The 17742-nt window shown below is 68.6% G+C and carries 17 protein-coding genes; 4 read left to right on the forward strand and 13 right to left on the reverse strand.

The annotated features are described in order from the left end of the window. Positions 1 to 267 precede the first annotated feature (267 nt). The 3 genes from DFR45_RS03935 to DFR45_RS03945 all read left to right on the forward strand — a co-directional run bounded on the left by DFR45_RS03935 (position 268) and on the right by DFR45_RS03945 (position 2920). Positions 268 to 978: a TerC family protein gene (locus DFR45_RS03935; protein ID WP_114482390.1), complete on the forward strand. Its 711-nt coding sequence runs from the start codon at positions 268 to 270 to the stop codon at positions 976 to 978. 7 nt (positions 979 to 985) lie between these two features. Next, positions 986 to 1471, forward strand: coding sequence for a hypothetical protein (locus tag DFR45_RS03940; RefSeq protein WP_241659309.1), 486 nt, complete (start codon positions 986 to 988; stop codon positions 1469 to 1471). Positions 1472 to 1609: 138 nt separating this feature from the next. Beyond that, positions 1610 to 2920, forward strand: coding sequence for a lipase family protein (locus DFR45_RS03945; protein ID WP_114482391.1), 1311 nt, complete (start codon positions 1610 to 1612; stop codon positions 2918 to 2920). A gap of 62 nt (positions 2921 to 2982) precedes the next feature. Here DFR45_RS03945 and DFR45_RS03950 read toward each other — a convergent pair whose 3' ends face one another. The 4 genes from DFR45_RS03950 to purE form a co-directional block, all read right to left on the reverse strand. After that, a complete protein-coding gene (locus DFR45_RS03950; RefSeq protein ID WP_114482392.1) occupies positions 2983 to 3939 on the reverse strand; it encodes an SGNH/GDSL hydrolase family protein in 957 nt (318 codons plus the stop codon). A gap of 89 nt (positions 3940 to 4028) precedes the next feature. Next, positions 4029 to 5219 (reverse strand): L-threonylcarbamoyladenylate synthase, encoded by a 1191-nt coding sequence (locus DFR45_RS03955; protein WP_114482393.1) that lies wholly within the window; start codon positions 5217 to 5219, stop codon positions 4029 to 4031. Positions 5220 to 5239: 20 nt separating this feature from the next. Continuing rightward, complete coding sequence (locus tag DFR45_RS03960; RefSeq protein WP_114482394.1) at positions 5240 to 6412, reverse strand: 5-(carboxyamino)imidazole ribonucleotide synthase; 1173 nt, start codon at positions 6410 to 6412, stop codon at positions 5240 to 5242. Continuing rightward, complete coding sequence (gene purE, locus DFR45_RS03965; protein WP_114482395.1) at positions 6409 to 6909, reverse strand: 5-(carboxyamino)imidazole ribonucleotide mutase; 501 nt, start codon at positions 6907 to 6909, stop codon at positions 6409 to 6411. The genes DFR45_RS03960 and purE overlap by 4 nt, the downstream gene beginning before the upstream one ends. 103 nt (positions 6910 to 7012) lie before the next feature. Between purE and trxA the strand changes: the two genes are divergently transcribed. After that, entirely contained in the window at positions 7013 to 7927 is a 915-nt protein-coding gene (gene trxA / locus DFR45_RS03970; protein WP_114482396.1) for a thioredoxin, read from the forward strand. Between the two features lie 12 nt (positions 7928 to 7939). On the opposite strand, the gene DFR45_RS03975 is transcribed toward trxA, so the two are convergent. The 9 genes from DFR45_RS03975 to DFR45_RS04015 all read right to left on the reverse strand — a co-directional run bounded on the left by DFR45_RS03975 (position 7940) and on the right by DFR45_RS04015 (position 17740). Continuing rightward, positions 7940 to 8347, reverse strand: coding sequence for a hypothetical protein (locus DFR45_RS03975; protein ID WP_114482397.1), 408 nt, complete (start codon positions 8345 to 8347; stop codon positions 7940 to 7942). 91 nt (positions 8348 to 8438) lie between these two features. After that, positions 8439 to 9704, reverse strand: a complete 1266-nt coding sequence (locus DFR45_RS03980; RefSeq protein ID WP_114482398.1) for a phospholipase A — start codon at positions 9702 to 9704, stop codon at positions 8439 to 8441. Next, positions 9701 to 10036 carry a hypothetical protein gene (locus tag DFR45_RS03985; RefSeq protein ID WP_241659310.1) on the reverse strand — a complete coding sequence of 112 codons (336 nt, stop codon included), beginning with the start codon at positions 10034 to 10036 and terminating at the stop codon, positions 9701 to 9703. The genes DFR45_RS03980 and DFR45_RS03985 overlap by 4 nt, the downstream gene beginning before the upstream one ends. A 98-nt stretch (positions 10037 to 10134) precedes the next feature. Continuing rightward, positions 10135 to 12243 carry an ATP-dependent helicase gene (locus DFR45_RS03990; RefSeq protein ID WP_114482400.1) on the reverse strand — a complete coding sequence of 703 codons (2109 nt, stop codon included), beginning with the start codon at positions 12241 to 12243 and terminating at the stop codon, positions 10135 to 10137. A 143-nt stretch (positions 12244 to 12386) separates the two neighbouring features. After that, a complete protein-coding gene (gene ruvC / locus DFR45_RS03995) occupies positions 12387 to 12935 on the reverse strand; it encodes a crossover junction endodeoxyribonuclease RuvC (RefSeq protein WP_114482401.1) in 549 nt (182 codons plus the stop codon). 78 nt (positions 12936 to 13013) lie between these two features. Continuing rightward, positions 13014 to 13772, reverse strand: coding sequence for a transglycosylase domain-containing protein (locus tag DFR45_RS04000; RefSeq protein ID WP_114482402.1), 759 nt, complete (start codon positions 13770 to 13772; stop codon positions 13014 to 13016). Positions 13773 to 13788: 16 nt separating this feature from the next. Then, positions 13789 to 14730: a shikimate dehydrogenase gene (gene aroE / locus DFR45_RS04005; RefSeq protein WP_114482403.1), complete on the reverse strand. Its 942-nt coding sequence runs from the start codon at positions 14728 to 14730 to the stop codon at positions 13789 to 13791. Next, the gene (locus DFR45_RS04010; protein WP_114482404.1) at positions 14727 to 15596 is read right to left on the reverse strand and encodes an energy transducer TonB; all 870 of its coding nucleotides are present in this window, start codon (positions 15594 to 15596) and stop codon (positions 14727 to 14729) included. The genes aroE and DFR45_RS04010 overlap by 4 nt, the downstream gene beginning before the upstream one ends. Beyond that, on the reverse strand, positions 15593 to 17740 hold the full coding sequence (locus tag DFR45_RS04015) for a ribonuclease catalytic domain-containing protein (RefSeq protein ID WP_114482405.1): 2148 nt from the start codon (positions 17738 to 17740) through the stop codon (positions 15593 to 15595). The genes DFR45_RS04010 and DFR45_RS04015 overlap by 4 nt, the downstream gene beginning before the upstream one ends. Positions 17741 to 17742 lie beyond the last annotated feature (2 nt).

Here is a 17742-nt window from a genome sequence, read left to right on the forward strand (position 1 = left end):
GAGTAGCTCCCGCCGCAACGCCGCTTGCGCTGGCCTACGCGGTATCGGAAACGTCGTCAGTACGAGGCGCGATGGTGGGTAAAACCGTGGCGCCTCCGGCCTTCCGGGCAAATGGTTTGCGCCGTTTGCCGAGCAAGACCTTCGGTTGGACCCATTGCCGGGTTGGCCGAAGCGTGCTTGCGTCCTGCTTTTTTGCGCAGCGGGGAGGGCAGCAAAGTCCAGCGGGCAGTGGGTGATTTGTGTGTCTTCACCCGACTGGAACTGCCCATGGAAATTTTTTCTCCCCAATGGTTCACGGCCCTGCTGGCCATCATTCTCATAGACCTCGTGCTCGCGGGCGACAACGCCATCGTGATCGCGCTGGCTGCGCGCAGCCTGCCCAAGCATCTGCAGCGCAAGACCATCGTCTGGGGCACGGTGGGCGCGATCGTGGTGCGCGCGCTCATGACGCTGGTGGTCGTGTGGCTGCTCAAGATTCCTGGCCTCATGCTCGTCGGCGGCCTGGGCCTGCTGTGGATCGCCTACCAGCTGCTGGCCGAAAAAGACGAGGACGACGCGCACGGCGCAGCCACGGTCACCTCTTTCTGGGGCGCGATGAAGACCATCATCGTCGCCGACGCGCTCATGGGCATAGACAACGTGCTCGGCGTCGCGGGTGCGGCGCAAGGCTCGATGGCGCTGGTCATCGCCGGCCTTTTGATCAGCGTGCCCATCGTGGTGTTCGGCAGCACCGTGGTGCTCAGGCTGGTCGAGCGCTTTCCGGCCATCATCCAGCTCGGGGCGGCGGTGCTGGCGTTCACGGCGGGCAAGATGATCGTCAACGAAAAGCTGCTCGCCCCCGTGTTCAAAGGCCCCGAAGTGGCGCACCAGCTCGCGTATTGGGGCTTGATCGCGTTGGCCATCGTGGGCGTGCTCGGCGCCGGCGCTTGGCAAAAACGTCGTCAGGCTACTGGCAAGAACCCACAAACGGTCCATTGAGGTCGCCATGAATGTCAACAACACCACACCGAAACCTCCTCACGACGCTGCCACGCCTGCCGCTGCCGCCAAACCCGTACTCGTCTATGTTGACGACGCGGCGCACGCCCAGCAGCACATTGCAGCGAACCCGGCCGTAGCGCAAAGCTCGCGCTGGATTTTGGTGGCCTGCGCGCCGCGCATCACGCACCGCATCAGCAAATGGGTCAGCCACAGCAGCCGCGAAAACTGGCGCAAGCGTTGGGCCGAAAAATTGTTTGCGCAAATGCTGCCCTGGCTGCAAGAACGCGGCGCACAGGCCACGCCAGTGCTGGCCACGGGGCCGCTGGAGGAGCTGACGCAGACTTTGCAAGCCGAATGGGGCGAATTGCACATCGTGGACGCACGCCGCCCGAAGCTGACCACGGCGTTCTCCTCCGACGCGCAGGCCGCGGGGGTGCTGCGCAGCCTGGTGCTCGGCTTCGGCGTGCTGCTGGCGTTGCAGGTGGATTGAGCGCAGATGGTCCATGAGGACGCGGGATGGTCTTTCCCCCGGTCTGGGGACGATCCGGTCTGATCCGAGTTAATCCCGATAGATGGGGCGGGAAAAGTGCGTGCATGATGGGCCTTCTCTGTCCAACAAAGGATTCCCATGCTGCCTTTTCGCCTCACCTGCATCGCTGCGAGTCTGCTGGCCCTGAGCGCCTGCGGCGGCGGCTCCGACGAGCCGGGCCGCGGCGCCTTGCTCGAGCCGCCCGCCACGGTGGCTACGCTCAGTGCCGCGCAAATCAATGAGACTTCTGCCAGCCTGGGCCTGCAGCCCTTGAGCGGCACGGCGCAATGCGACGTCAAGGTGGTGGCCTTGCACTACGCCACGCCGGGCGCGCGTGCGGGCGAGCACAGCGATGCCTCGGGCGTGCTGCTCGTGCCGGCGGGGAGCGCGGCTGCTTGCACCGGCCCTGCGGCGCTCGTCGCCTACGCACCCGGCACCTCGGTGGAAAAGCCGCGCACCCTCGCCAACCCGCAAAACGGCGAAACCTTCCTGCTCGCGGCCATGTACGCTGCGCAGGGCTATGCGGTGGTGGCGACCGATTACCTGGGCTACGCCAAGTCGAGCTACAGTTTCCACCCCTATCTGCACGCGGATTCGGAGGCCAGTTCGGTGCTCGACGCGATCCGCGCGGCACGCACGGCCGCTTCCTCGGTGGGGGCCAGCCTGTCGGGCAAGACCATGCTGGCCGGTTATTCGCAGGGCGGACATTCTTCGGCCGCGGCGCAGCGCGCCGCCGAACGCGACGCACCGGCGGAATTCAACATCGTGGCCGCCGCGCACATGGCCGGGCCCTACAACCTCTCGGGTTCGCTGCGCGTGCCCGAAGCCATCGCGGGCATACAGTTCTTCGTGCCGTTTTTCATCACGGCTTGGCAAAAAATCTACGGCGATGTCTATACCGACGTGCGTTCGGTGTTCAAAGACCCTTACGCGGCCACGATCGAAAATCTGCTGCCCAGCCCCACGCTGACCTACACCACGCTGGTCACGACAGGCAAGCTGCCTGGCGGCACGCCCACGCAGGCGCGCGACGCGCTGTTCCAGCCCGCGTTCATCACGGGCATACAGACCGACCCGAATCACCCGCTGGCAATCGCGGCGCGCCGCAATGACCTGCTGGGCTGGACGCCGCGCGCCAAGGTGCTGCTGTGCGGCGGCGCCGGTGACCCGACCATCCCGCCCGCGGTGCACCAGAACGTCCTGAAGGCCGACTTCGACGCCCGCGGCATCACCAACGTCGTGTCGGTCGATGTCGATGCACAGGTGCAGGCCACGTTCGGCCCGGGCGGCGCAGCGCCGACCGACCCCACGTCCGCCGACTATGCGACCTATTACGGCAATTACCACGGCAGCTACGAGCCGCCGTTTTGCCACGCTTATGCCAAAGCGCTGTTCGACAGCGTGAAGTGATTGCCAGCGTCGGGAACGAAAAAGCCGCCTCGAAGGGCGGCTTTTTGGTTTAGCGGCAGCTTTTACCAGCGCAGCGTGAGCTGGTCGTAGGCGTAATCGCCAAACTGGCGGTGCGCCGAGGGCGTGAGGTAGATCGGGTCGGCGAAGACGTACTTGGTCGGGTCGGCGCCGGAGACCAGCGTCGAACTGGTGCAAAGCAGCGAGTTGACCTGGTTCGTGCCTATGCCAATGCCGTTGCCCGGGTCTATGGACGTGCACACGGGCGTGTTGGTCACGGAAAAGCTGAACGAGCCGGGCGAGTTGACGTAGAGGTTCACGTAATACTCGGTGTCGACGTACAGCACGTTGGCGCCGAGATCGACGATGCTGACCTTGAGGCTGTCGTTGAGCGCGCGGCTGGCCTTGTAGAGCAGGTCTTTCTGGTTGATGGTCGCGGCCCAGGGCGTCTTGCTGAGGTCATAGGCGGCTGCGAGCAGCACGTGCTTGGCACCGGCATTGACGAGGCGGCGCACCTGCGCGCCCAGGTCTGCGCCGGTTTGGGTTGCGGCAGCAACCATGGCGTCGGGCGTCATGCTGCCCGCGAGCACGGCCTGCATGTTCACGATCAAGTCGCTGATGCCGCCGTCGATCACGATCAGGTCGCTCGAAGAAAACTGGTTCGCAGCGAGAAAGCTGTCGATCTGCGCGGAAAGCGGGGGCGCGCTGCCGCCTGCGGCGTCGGGCGTGGCGAGCACGCGCGCGTTGCCCGTGGCGTAGCTCAGGCCGCCCGCAGACGAGGGCGCGATGGTTTTGCCGTAGTGCGAAGCGAGCTGCAGCGTCCAGTTGTTCACCGAGCCGTCGTTGACCGTGTAGCGCTTGCCGCCGTTTTGCCCGATGTCGCTGAGCGCATCGCCAAAGACGATGAAGCGGCTCGGCGTGAGTGCCGACGCGACCGAACTCGAGCCGCAGGCTGCGAGCACCATGGCCGTGGCCCCCGCAAACAAAGCGAGGGCGATGCGGCGCATCCAATTTGCTGCCATAGAAGTTTCTCCAAAAACGAAGCGCTAAGTTTAACGATGCAGAGAAAAGAAAGGTGGCGCGCAAGGCGGGTGCGTACCAGCGAAGAGGCTCAAGCCGCCGCCGCTGCGCGCTGCAGTCGGTCGCGCACGCCCTCCCAGGCGGGGGTGTCGGGCGGGGTTTCGATCCAGATCAGCGCCACGCCTGCGGCGTCGAAGGCGCGCAGCGCGGCGAACAATTCTTGCGCCGCGGCGGCGGCATCCTCGGGCATGCGGCGCAGCACGACCTGCGGCGCCACGCCACGCAGCGGCGTGCGCGCATACACGCCGAGCCGCGCCGCATCGGCGCCGAGCACGTCGAGCGCCGTCTGCAGCGCGCGCGCGTCCATGAGGCGCACCTTGGCCGTCGGTGCATAGTGCGCTTCCAAGGTGCCCGAGGCGCGCGGGGTCTGCGCTGGAAGCTCCTCTTTCGAGAGCGGTTGGAGCCCGCAGGCGGCCGCGATTTGCGCGCGCGTGATGGCGCCGGGGCGCAGCAGCACGGGCCGCCCGCGCGTGCAGTCGATGATGGTCGATTCGATGCCCACCGCACAAGGGCCGCCGTCGAGCACGAGGAGCCCGTCGCCAAATTCGGCCTGCACGTGCGCAGCCGTGGTCGGGCTCACGCGGCCGAAGCGGTTGGCGCTGGGCGCGGCGAGGCCCAGCAGCCTGCCGGACTTTGGAATCGTCGGCTGCGAATGCGCCCCAGCGGCCCATTTTTTACCGTCTTCTTGCCCCATAGTCCCGCTATGGGGCGGCGAATCCGGCAAAAACGGGTCACGCTGGGGCCCATTCTCGCTTTCGACGCCCAAAGTCCGACAGGCTGCCAGGACGCGGCGCTCACCCTTGCCCGCATCGGGCGGCGCCGCGCAGGCGCGCAGCACGGCCTGCGCCACGGGGTGCGCGGGGCAGCGCAGGCCCACGCTGGGCTGGCCGCCCGCCGCGGCCGTGGCGACGCCCGCGCGGCGCGGCAGGATCAGCGTGAGCGGGCCGGGCCAGAACGCATCCATGAGCGCCTGCGCGAACGGCGGCACCTCGCTCGCGAAGTGCGCGACGGCCGCGGCACGGTCGCTGTCGGCCACGTGCACGATCAGCGGGTGGTCGCTCGGGCGGCCTTTGAGCGCAAAGATCTGCGCCACCGCGGCCGGGTTGTCGGCGTCGGCTGCGAGGCCATACACCGTTTCGGTCGGCAGGCCCACGAGCGCGCCGGTGCGCAAGGCGTGCGCGGCGGCGGCGATGGCGGCGGGGTCGGTGCCGGGCAGGATCATGGTGCGGGCCGGTGGACGATTCAGAAGGGATCGATCCCCAGCAGCGCCGCGGCTTGCAGGGCGGCCGCGCGCGCGGCCTCGGGCGTGGCCGCGGTGACGGTCAGGTGGCCCATCTTGCGCCCGCGCCGCGGCTGCGCCTTGCCGTACAGGTGCAGGTGGGTGCCGGGCAGCGCGAGCAGTGCGGCCCAAGGCGGGGTTTGTGCCGCCTCGCCGCGCGTGAACCACAGGTCACCGAGCAGGTTCAGCATGACGGCGGCGCTGTGCAGGCGCGGCGGCGTGAGCGGCAGGCCGGCGAGCGTGCGCACCTGCAGCTCGAACTGCGATACATCGCAGGCGTCGAGGCTGTAGTGGCCGCTGTTGTGCGGGCGCGGCGCGATCTCGTTCACGACCAGGCGGCCGCCTTGCAACACGAAGAACTCCACGCACAGCACGCCCACGTAGGCCAGGCCATTTGCTATTGAAATTGCAGCTTCCAGCGCTTGCTGCATGAGCGCTGGCGGCATATTTTGTGCATGAACCTCGGTCACGGCCAGGATGCCGTCGCGGTGCAGGTTGCGCTGCGGCGGCAGGTGTACGCACTGGCCGTCGCTGCCGCGCGCAACGATGACCGAGCATTCGAAATCGAGCGGCAGCAGCTGTTCGAGCACGCAGGGCACGCCGCCCAGCGCCTGCCAGGCGGCGGCGAGCTCGGGCAGCGTGTGCACGCGCGCCTGGCCTTTGCCGTCGTAGCCCAGGCGCGCCGTTTTGAGGATGCCCGGCAGCAGCGCGGCGTGCGCGGGCGCGGAGCAGTCCTGTGCGCTCGCAATCAGCGCATGCGGCGCGCAGGGCACGCCGCAGCGCACGAAATGCGCCTTTTCCGCGGCGCGGTCCTGCGCCACGGCCACGGCTGCCGCCGCCGGCGCCACGCGGCGGCGCTGCGCGAGCGCCTCCAGCACCTGTGCGGGCACGTTTTCGAACTCGGTGGTGATGGCGTCGCACAGTTGCACGAGGCGCGCGAGGCCCTCGTGGTCGTTGTAGGCGGTCTGGATGTGGTGGTGGCTCACGCGGCCAGCGGGGCTGTGCGGGTCGGGGTCGAGCACGGCGGTGTAGTAGCCCATGCTCTGCGCCGCGTGCACGAACATGCGCCCGAGCTGGCCGCCGCCGAGCACGCCCAGCGTTGCGCCGGGCAAAAGGGGCGTGGCGGCGGGCTTCATACGGCGGCGGGCGGGGGCAGGGTCATGGCGCGCGCGGCGGCCGTTTGCTCGGCGCGAAAGGCCAGCAGGCGCGCACGCAGCGCCGCGTCTTCGTTGGCCAGCAGCGCCACTGCAAACAGCGCCGCATTCGCCGCGCCCGCCGTGCCGATGGCGAACGTGGCCACCGGGATGCCCTTGGGCATTTGCACGATGCTGTGCAGCGAATCCACGCCCTGCAGGTGGCGCGAGGCCACGGGCACGCCGAGCACGGGCACGGGCGTCTTGGCCGCGAGCATGCCCGGCAGGTGCGCCGCGCCGCCCGCGCCCGCGATGATGGCCTTGAGCCCGCGGCCCGCGGCGGCCTCGGCGTAGGCGAACATGTCGTCGGGCATGCGGTGCGCCGAGACCACGCGCGCCTCGTGGGCGACGTCGAATTGCTGGAGAATCGCTACTGCGTGCTGCATGGTGTCCCAATCGCTGCTGGAACCCATGACGACGCCGATCTGGATGCTGGTCATAATGCTGAAGGTGCGGCGCTGCGCCGCCGGCCGGGCCGGTAGTGGTGTTGGCAGCGCGCGATTTTACTTTTGCCATTCTCAAGCCCCTTCGAGGCCACCTCCCATGATCGATGTCACCCTGGAAAACTTTGAAACCGAGGTCGTGAACGCCTCGCTGAGCGTGCCCGTGCTGGTCGATTTCTGGGCGCCGTGGTGCGGCCCGTGCCGCGCGCTGGGCCCCATCCTCGAAAAGCTCGAAACCGAATACGCGGGCCGCTTCAAGCTGGTCAAGATCAACTCCGACGAGGAGCAGGAGCTCGCGGGCATGTTCGGCATCCGCAGCATCCCGACCTGCGTGCTGCTCAAGGACGGCCAGCCCGTCGATGGCTTCATGGGTGCGCTGCCGGAGGGCCAGGTGCGCGCTTTTCTCGACAAGCACGTGCCCCCTGCCGATGAGGCGCCGGCGCCAGCCGAGGTGCAGGAAGCCTCGGCCCAGGACGCCCTGGCCGCGGGCGACGTGGCCGCCGCGCTCGAAAAACTGCAGCACGCCGTGACCACCGACCCCGCCAACGACGAGGCGCGCTTCGATTACGTCAAGCTGCTGCTGCAACTGGGCCGCGTCGCCGAAGCCCAGGCCGCCTTCGCGCCCGTGCAGGCCAAGGCGGCGGTGGATCGGCGGCTCGGGGCGCTCAAAGCCTGGCTCGATGCGATCGAGTTCGTGGCTGCGCAAGGACTGGGCCCCGACGCCGACGCCCAATTCGCGGCAAAGATCGCGGCGAACAAGCGCGACTTCGAGACGCGCTTTGCGCGTGCGCGCTGGCTCATGGCGCAGCAGCGCTGGACCGAGGCCATGGACGAGCTGCTCGAAATCCTCATGCGCGACAAGCACTGGAACGATGACGCCGCGCGCAAGACCTACGTCGCCATCCTCGAGCTCATCGAGCCGCCCAAGCCCAAGGTGGCCGAAGGCCAGATTCCGCCCGAAGACCCGGTGGTGGCGAGCTACCGCCGGCGGCTGTCGAGCGTGGTGCTGAGCTGAGCCGCGGCTGGCTCACGCCGCCTTGCGGTACGCGGTGTGGGCATGCGCGTGCGCAGGCGCGGGGCGCTGGAATTTGCCGTGCGGCAGGCTCGCCAGGCGCGGCAGCAGGCGCCGGCAGTAGCCCTGGATGCGCAGGCATTTGTTGAGCTCATCGACGGGCAGCGGCCCCGAGACCACGACCAGATCATTGGCCACCTCGGGCGCGCCTGCGGCACGCAGACGCCGCCGCACCATGCTGGCCCACGAGAGGATGCGCGCAGGGCTGCCATGCTGGTGCAATTGCCCCGTGTGGCGGTCGAAAGCCAGCGCGACCGTGTCCGTCTTGAGTTTGAAGCGGCGCTCGCCCGTGACGGCGCTGGGCGCTTCGCGCAGGTCGTACAGGTAATAGCTGCCGGCTTTGATCTGGTATTGCAGGTCCATCGCGTTCTCCTCTGGCGAGGCATTTTGCGGCTTGCGGCGCGCCGTGGTTCCAGAGAAAACGCGGGGAAGTCGGTCTTTTTTGTAACGATTTTCAGAAATCCACCAGGCTCACGCCGAGGCTCAGTACCGTGCGCTTGCGGTTGTAGTCCACCAGGCTGTCGCCGTAACCGCTGAAGAGCTGCGTGTGCAGGCGCAGGTTGCTTTGCTTTTCGCCCAGCGTGTGCTGCCACTCGAGCCGTGCCGAGCCGCGCCAGGCGCTGCCGAAAGAGTTGCGCAGCGTGGCGATGTAGGTGTTGACCTGATCAGGGTTCCAGGTGGCCTGCAGCTCGGCGCGGCCCACGTAGTTGCTGATGCCGGGGTTGTCGTCGTTGGTGGCGTTTTCCGCGATGCGGTGCCACACGCGGGCCGTGACGGCCCAGCGGGTGTCGAGTTCCACGCCGGTCATCAGATAGACGCGGTTCCAGCTGCGCGACAGCGGCAGGCTTTGGCCGTTCGATTGGTGCACCAGCCCCACGCCGCTGTAGCGCCAGCGCCAGCCCCCGGGCAGCTGCGCGTCGGTCGGATACACATAGACGACTTCGGGCTCGTGGTCGGTGTTGCGAAACGGGCGCGAGATGTCGCCGCTGAAAAGCTGCCAGTACGACTGCTGCGTGTAGCCGAACCACAGCGAATCGAGGCGCTGCGAGGCATCCGGGGTGAGCAGCCCTTGCGCGAGCTTGGTGCGCACCGACAGCTGCAGGCGCATCTCGGTGCGCCGGTAGTTGACCGGCGTGGCGGTGTGGCCGGGCGCGGGCGAGCTGGGCTGGTCGTTGACGGTGTTCGCGCCGACCACCGAGACGGTGATCGGCCGGTAGCCGCGAAAGCGGAACACGCCGCAGCTCGAGCCTGGTTCGAGCTCCCAAAAGCGCGCGAGCAGGCTGTAGTGCGTGTCACGGCAGCCGTCGACCTGCACGAGGATGGGTTCGGGCGTCGGAGGCAGGTCTGCGGGTGTGGGACTGGCGGGGGTCGTGGGTGAGCGTGCGGCGCTGGCCGGGGGCGATCCTGCGGCGGCCGTGGACTGCGTGGGCGCGCGCTGCCAAGCCTGCTGGCCCGCCCACTGGTCGAAGCAGGCCAGGCGCGCCGTGTCGTCGGGCAACGCGGTGCAGCGCTGCCAAGCGGCTGCGTTTGCCGCTGGCCCAGGCGTTGCAATCGATGGGGATGCAGAAGGTGAGGGCAGGCGCGAAGATGCAGGGGCCGGCTCGGACGCTGGCTCGAGTGCCGGCGCAGCGGGGGCTTGGGCGCGCGCCGCGGCCGGGGCGAGCGCGCCGACGCAGCCGGTCAAGGTCAGCCAGCCGCAAAGCAGGCGCGCCGCGCTCATTCGGGCGCTTGTTTGCGCAAAACGAAGGGGATGCTGATCGGTGGGGTGGTGTCGCTGTTCCATGTGCCGCGTATCTCCTTGCCGCAACTGCCTTCTTGCACGGTGCCCAGCCAGTTCGCGCTGATGTGCTTGCCGTCGGTGGATTCCTCGAGCGTGAGCTGGCCTTGATCGACGTCACCGCTGAGCAGCACCGTGGTGCCGTCGCGCTGCAGTGTGCCATGCACACTCTCGCGCAATTCGGGGTGCGGCGTGAGCTGCAGCAGCACGGGCGCGCTGCGGCCTGGCAACTCGGCGCGCCAGCGGCCCAAAAGCTGCGCCTGGCTGGTGTCCACGGCAGCGGGGCAGGGCGCGGACGAATTTATGTCATTTTGGCCTCTGGCGCTTGATACGCAAGCGCAAGTAACTATCAATAAAAGAGCAATGTGGGATTTCATGGGACTTGCGTGCCGGCGCTCGCGCTGGCTGTTTGACCAGTTTGCGGCTGCGCCTTGGCTGCGAATTCGGCGCGCAGCGCCTTGAGCTTGGCGCGCGGGTCTTCGCGCGTGCTGCCCGCCTGCAGCGCCATTTCGGCGATGAAGCGGCTGGGCCGCGTGGGCACCATCTCGCGGCCCTTTTTGCGCCGCTTGCTCCAGCTCACGGCGAGCGTGCGCTGCGCGCGCGTGATGCCCACGTACATCAGGCGGCGCTCTTCCTGCAGGCGCTGCAGCTCGTCGGCGCTCGGGGTGCGCGTGGCGCCCTCGCCATCGTCAGCCTGGCCGGGCTGGAACGGCAGCATGCCTTCGGTCACGCCCACGAGCATCACGTGCGGCCACTCCAGCCCCTTGGCTGCGTGCAGCGTGGAGAGCGTGACGCAGTCCTGATCCTGCTCGCGGTCGGCGATGGTCGAGAGCAGCGCGATGGTCTGCGCGACTTCGAGCAGGCTCTTGGCCTGCGTGGTCACCACGCCGCCCGCGGCATCGTCGGCCTGGCCGCCCGCGCGCTGGGCCATCCAGTCGCAGAATTCGAGCACGTTGCTCCAGCGCGCCGCGGCGACCTTGTCGCTGTCTTCGCTTTCGTAGAGGTGCTTTTCGTAGCCGATCTCCTGCAGCCAGTCGGCCAGAAAGGCGCGCGCCGCTTCGGCGCCCAGGGTGTGGCGCGCGCGGTATTCGAGATCGTTCACGCAGCGCCCGAACTCGTGCAGGCCGTCGAGCGCGCGCCGCGGCACGGCAGCGGGCAGCATGGCGTTGAAGAGCGCGCCAAACAGGCTTTGCTTGTGCTGGCCCGCAAACTGGCCCAGCTGCGCGAGCGTCTGCGGGCCTATGCCGCGCCGCGGGCTCGTGATCGCGCGCAAAAAGGCCGGGTCGTCGTCGTTGTTGCTCCACAGGCGAAACCAGGCGCACAGGTCGCGGATTTCGGCGCGGTCGAAAAAACCCGTGCCGCCCGAAACCTTGTAGGGGATATTGGCGCGGCGCAGCGCTTTTTCGAAGGGCTTGGCCTGGTGGTTGGCGCGGTAGAGGATGGCAAAGTCGCGCCAAGCCGGCGGCGGGTTGCTCGCGGCGCGCAGGCTCTGGATGCGCGCGACGGCGCGCTCGGCCTCGTGTTCTTCGTTGTCGGCGTCGATCACGCGCACGGGCTCGCCCTCGCCGAGTTCGGAAAACAGCGTTTTCGGAAACAGCTTGGGGTTGGGCCCGATGACGTTGTTGGCCGCGCGCAGGATGGCGCTGGTCGAGCGGTAGTTCTGCTCGAGCTTGATGACCTTGAGCTGCGGAAAGTCCTGCGGCAGGCGCTTGAGGTTGTCCAGCGTGGCGCCGCGCCAGCCGTAGATGCTCTGGTCGTCGTCGCCCACGGCGGTGAAGTGGCCGCGCGCGCCCACGAGCAGTTTGAGCAGCTCGTACTGCGTGGCGTTGGTGTCCTGGTATTCGTCGACGAGCACGTAGCCGAGCTGCGTCTGCCATTTTTCGCGCACCTCGGGATGCTCGCGCAGCAGCTTGAGCGGCAGGCCGATGAGGTCGTCGAAATCGACGCTCTGGTAGGCCGCAAGGCGCTCCTCGTAGCGCGCCATGATGCGCGCGAGCTGGTGTTCTTCTTCGTTCTTGGCTTGGGCCAGCGCCTGCGCGGCGTTCAGGCCCATGTTTTTCCAGCGGCTCAGCGCCCATTGCCACTGGCGCGCCGTGGCCGCGTCGGTGCTGCCGCCCGCAGCGTCTTTGAGGATGCTGAGCACGTCGTCGCTGTCGAGGATGCTGAACTGCGGCTTGAGCCCGAGCCGCTGGCCGTCGGCGCGCAGCAGGCGCACGCCGAGCGCGTGGAAGGTGCACAGCAGCAGGTCTTTGGCGCGCCGCCCGATCAGGCCCGCGGCACGCTCGCGCATCTCGGCCGCGGCCTTGTTGGTGAAGGTGATGGCCGCGATGCGCTGCGGCGCAAGGCCGTGTGCGTCGATCAGGTGCGCGATCTTGTGCGTGATCACGCGCGTCTTGCCCGAGCCGGCGCCGGCGAGCACCAGACACGCGCCCTGCGTGTAGTGCACGGCCTGCAGCTGGGCGAGGTTCAAGCCTTTGGACATGGGAGCGGGGCGCAAAGCCAATGAAAACGAACACGAGCGATGGGGCAAGCCTGCCACGCCGGGGCCGGCAATGATAGCCGGGCCGGTTTTCCCGCGGCGCTGCCAGGGTGCACAGCGCTACGGTCTCTTCGGCCGTTTTCGGCTCAATAGCTGCGCCCGCCCTTGAACATCGCGTGCTGGCGGCGCTGCAGGGTGGCGGCGTTGCCCAGGCGCGCCATCGCGGCGCCGGCGTGGGCGTGCGTGATCGCAAGGCCCAGCGCGTCGGCGGCGTCGGGGCCGGGCAGGCCGGGCAGCTGCAGCAGGCGGCGCACCATCTCCTGCACCTGGGTCTTGGCGGCGCGGCCGTGGCCGACCACGGCTTTTTTCATCTGCAGCGCGGTGTATTCGGCCACGGGCAGCTCGCGCGCGACGAGCGCGGTGATGCAGGCGCCGCGCGCCTGGCCCAAGAGCAGCGTGGATTGCGGGTTGACGTTGACGAAGATGATCTCCACCGCTGCGGCCGCGGGCTGGTAGCGCTGCGCGACTTCGCCGATGCCGTCGAACAGCAGCTTGAGCCGCCCGGGCAGGTCGCCCAGCGCGAGCGCCGTGGTGCGTATGGTGCCGCTGGCCACGTAACGCAGCGCCTGGCCCTGCGCCTCGATCACGCCAAAGCCCGTGGTCTGCAGGCCGGGGTCTATGCCCAGGATGCGCATACGCTACTCCTATGATAGCTGCTAGCGCAAGCTGGATGAGGGCTGGAAGCCATTTTCATTCATAAAACAGAAGCGCACTCACGGCAATTGTGCACTGCCCATGCGCGCGAGGATGGTGCGCGTGCGGCCTGCGAGGTAGGCCGAGCCAGGCGTTTTCTCGAAGCGCTTGGGCGCGGGCAGCATCACGGCCAGGCGCGCGGCCTCGGCGGGCGCCAGGCGCGCGGCGCTCTTGCGGTAGTAGTGCTGCGCCGCGGCTTCGGCGCCGAACACGCCCTCGCCCCATTCGACGTTGTTGAGGTAGATCTCGAGGATGCGCTGCTTGCTCAGGAAAAGCTCGAGCGCCATGGTGAGGATGAATTCCTGCCCCTTGCGCAGCAGCGTGCGCTCGCCCGAGAGCAGCAGGTTTTTCGCGAGCTGCTGCGTGATGGTCGAGCCGCCGCGGATTTTGGGCACGCGCTGGGGCTGCGCGGGGCTGGCTGCAGGTGCCGCTTTGCCGGCCTTGGCCGCGCGTGCCTGCGCCAGCGCCTCGGCCCGGGCGTTGCGCTCCCAGGCTTTTTCGACGGCGTTCCAGTCCACCCCTTCGTGGTTCACGAAGCCGTCGTCCTCGGACGCGATCACGGCGCGTTTGAGGTGGTCGGAAATCTGCGCATACGGCACCCATTGCTGCTGCCAGCGCAGGCTGCCGCGGCTGTGCAGCTGCGCCCAGATTTCGGAGCGCTGAAAGCTCGTGGACTGCGGATCGACCACGGCCATGAGCGCGATGCGCAGCACGAAAAACAGCTCCAGCGCCACGGCGGCGAGCAGCACCAGAGCGAGCCAGCGCAGCAGCGGTTTCATCGCGGGGTCTCGGGGTTCAGGCTTTGCGCAGGGTTGCAGGTGGCTGCGCCGGCGCCTGGACGGGAGCGGCGGCGGGTACCTCGGCCTGCAGCTGCGCCTGCAGCTCGGCCAGCACCTGCGCCGCGGGCGGGCGCACGCCGCGCCAGAGCGCGAACGATTCGGCCGCCTGCTCCACGAGCATGCCCAGGCCGTCGCGCGGGTGCGCGCCGTGCTGCTGCGCCCACCGCAAAAAGCCCTGCGCAGCGGGGCCGTACATCATGTCGTAGGCCAGGCTGCCGGGGCGCAGCACGCGCGCGGGCACGGGCACCTCGGCGCCTGCAAGGCTGCTCGCGGTGGCGTTGATGACCACATCGAAATCGGCCTCCAGCGCTTGTGGAGACTGCGCAAGAAGCTCTACTTTCAGGAGTTTCGCGAGGTCGGCATGCGCCTGCACCAGGGCTTGCGCCCTGGCCAACGTGCGGTTCGCCACGGTGAGGCGGCGCACGCCCGCTTCGATGAGCGGCCCGAGCACGCCCGCGGCCGCGCCGCCCGCGCCCACGAGCAGCACGTCGCGCCCGGCAAGCGCCACGCCCGCGTTGCGCGTGATGTCGGCCACCAGGCCCAGGCCGTCGGTGTTGTCGGCGTAAATGCCGCCGCCTGCCATGAACATGAGTGTGTTCGCGGCGCCGGCCAGCGCCACGCGCGCGCTGCGCTGCGTGGCGATCTGCGCGGCCTCGTGCTTGAAGGGCACGGTGACGTTGCAGCCGCGCCCGCCGCGCGCGATGAAGTCGCGCACGCCCTGCGCAAAGCCGTCGAGCGGCAGCAGGCAGGCGTCATAGGCAATGTGCTGGCCCGTGAGTTCGGCAAAACGACGGTGGATCGCGGGCGAGCGGCTGTGCGCCACGGGGTGGCCCATGACGCAATAGAGGTCGGGGGCGGCGGTCGAGGGCACCGGGGTTGGGGTCGCGGCAAGGGTCATGGCGCGGAACGCATGTTGGTTTCGAGGGTTTGCTCGCGCGTGAACTTGAAGCGCGCCACCATGGCGATCTGGTCGGCCTGGCGCCGCATTTCGGCGCTGAAAGGGCCGAAGGGCCCGGCGGCGCGTGCGATGGCTTCGGCGCGCCGATCGAGCAGCGCGTTGCCCGAGCTTTGCACGACCTCGGTGGCGAGCACGCGCCCGTCGTGGTTCACGGTGAGGATCATGGTTAGCTCGCCGTAGAGCTTTCTGCCCTGGGATTCAGGGAAGTTTTCCGTGCCCTTGTCTTCGACGCGGCGGCGCAGCGCGTCGTAGTAGATCGCGTAGGCGGCTTCGCGCGTGCTCGGGCTGATGTAGCGCTTGCGCGGGCGGGCGTTTTGCTCGTTGATGCGCTTTTCGATCTCGGCGAGCAGCTTGAGCAGCTGGCGGCGCTTGTCTTCCTGCGCCGTAGCGCCGGGGTTGTCGCTGCTTGGGCGCGGGTCGGGCGGCGGCAGGTTGGCGAGCTGGCGGCGCAGCTGCGCGAGCAGCTGGGTTTGCTGCGCGAGCAGGGCGTCGGCCTGGCGCTGCGCATCTTCGAAGTCGTCGCCCTCGGCGGTCAGCGCGGAATAGGGCAGCGGGCTCGTGGCGCGCCCGCGCTCGGCCTCCCCCCCGCCGGCGAGCTGCGTCTGCGCGATGGCCTGCGCCTTGTCGGGCCGCTCGTCGGAGCGCGCGTTGACGAGGATGACTTCGAGTGGCGTGTCCTGAAACACGCGCTGCACCGCGACGGGGTTCACGAAGCGCACCGTGAGCACCGCGGCGTGCACGGCCACGGAAAACAGCAGGGCACGCTGGAACAGGTCGAGGGAGCGCAGCGACGCGAGCGGGTTCACGGTGCGAACGAGGTGGCTTGGATGGGATCGGCTGGGACGGAATCGGGCTCGGCCACCGGCGCGGCGCCCGTGGTGGCGTCCGCGGCTGCGTCGCCGGCCAGATCGAGCGCGATGGTGATGGCGCCGGAGGCGGTGGCTTCTTCGCCTTCTTCGCCGCCTTCGTCCAAGTCTAGCGCTTCCTCGGCGCCAGCGGGCGTGCCGGTGTCCAGGCGCTCGAGCACGGTGCCGCGCACCTCGAGCGTGAATTCGTCGATCGCGCCGAGCTGCACGCGCACCTGCGCGCCGCGCGGCAGCCCTTGCGCGCCGAGCACGCCAAAGACCAGCGGCAGGCTGTCGGCGCGCACCAGCGCGTCGCCCTGCGGCCCTTCCTTGAGCACCGTGGCGGTGAGCTCGGTGATGCCGTTTTGCTGCAGATAGCGTAGCGTCCAGTAGCGCTCCATGCTGGCCTGGTAGGCGTTGTAGCTGCTGTAGGCGGCGTCGAAGCTGCTGAGGATGGCGAACAGCTCGGCGTCCTTGGGCTTGAAGGGCGCGGCGAGCGCGGCCGTGCGGCCATGGCGCGCGCAGGCGATGATCTGCCACTGGTTCACGAGGTCGGTGTAGCGGCGCAGCGGCGAGGTGCTCCAGGCGTAGCACGGCACGCCAATCCCTGCGTGCGGCAGCGCCTTGGTGCCCATGCGCACCTTCATGCCCGGCGCCATGCTGGCCTGGCTGCGGTAGATGCCGGGCACGCCCAGCTCGGCCAGCCACGCGCCCCAGCGGCTGTTGGCGACGATCGCGGCCTCGGCCACGATCAAGTCCAGCGGCGCGCCGCGCCGGCGCACGCTGATCTGCACCTGCTCATCTCCCGTGGGCTCGGCGCCGTCGTTGCCCACGAGGCGAAAGCTGTAGTCGGGCCGCGTGAAGTTCTCGGGCTTGCCGCGCACGACTTCGCGCCGCGCCTTGAGGGCGAGCGCAAGGCGGTACAAAAAAGTGAGCTGCTCACGCAGTTCCAACAAGGGCTCAGGCGTGTTTTCGTATTGAACCGTAGGGTCGGTGAGCCAGGCTTCGGTGACGATGTGGTCGAGCTGGTCGTGGCGCAGGTTGTGCGCCACGGGCACGCGCTCCAGGCGCGTTTCGCTCGCGCGGATGTCGAGCGTGGCCTCGTCGATGGTCACGTACAGCGACACCGCTGGGTTCGCGCGCCCGGCTTCCAGCGTGTACGCCTGCACCACGTCTTCGGGCAGCATGGTGATCTTGTAGCCCGGCATGTACACGGTGGAAAGGCGCCGGCGCCCCACCTGGTCGAGCGCGCTGCCCGGCGCCAGGCCCAGTCCCGGCGCCGCGATGTGGATGCCCAGCACCACGGTGCCCGTGCCCAGGCCCTGCAGCGAGAGCGCGTCGTCGATTTCGGTGGTGTGCGAGTCGTCGATCGAATACGCCTGCACGGGTGCGAGCGGCAAATCCTCGGGCGGCGGCGGCACGGGCAGCGGCGGAAAGGCCGTGCCCTGCGGGAAGTTTTCGAACAAGAAGCGCTGCCAATGGAACTGGTAGGCCGAGTCGATCGCGCCGGCCTTTTGCAGCAGCGCGAGCGGCGCGGTGTGCGTGGCGCGGCTGGCCTCGACCACGGCCTTGTATTCGGGCGCGTTCTTGTCGGGTTTGAACAGGATTTTGTAGAGCTGCGCGCGGATCGGCGCGGGGCAGCGGCCCGCGGCGAGCTCCTGCGCCCAGTCGGCGATTTGCTGCTGCTGCTGCTTTTTCTTCTCGAGCGCGGCGAGCGCCTGCTGCAGCACCTCGGGCGGCGCCTTCTTGAAGCGGCCCTTGCCCGCGCGGCGAAAGTAGTGCGGCGCCTCGTGCAGACGCAAGAGCATGCCGACCTGCTCGGCCAGCGGCGCGCTCGCCGAGAAATACTCGCGCGCCAGATCGGCAAAGCCAAATTCGCCCTCGGGCGCGAACTCCCAGGCCAAGTCGAGCTCTATGCCCTGCGCCACTTCTTGCGCCTGCGCCAGCAATGGCGCCGGCTCGGGCTGGGCAAAGCGCAGCAGCAGGTTCGCCGCCTTGACCTTCATGCGCTTGCCCGATTCGAGCTCGACCTGCGCGGAGCTTTCGGCTTCGGAGAGGATGCGGCCGGTGAGGAATTTGCCGGCCTCTTCAAACAATGCGTACATCC

Source organism: Extensimonas vulgaris, from assembly GCF_003337425.1.
Taxonomy (GTDB): Bacteria; Pseudomonadota; Gammaproteobacteria; order Burkholderiales; family Burkholderiaceae_C; genus Extensimonas; species Extensimonas vulgaris.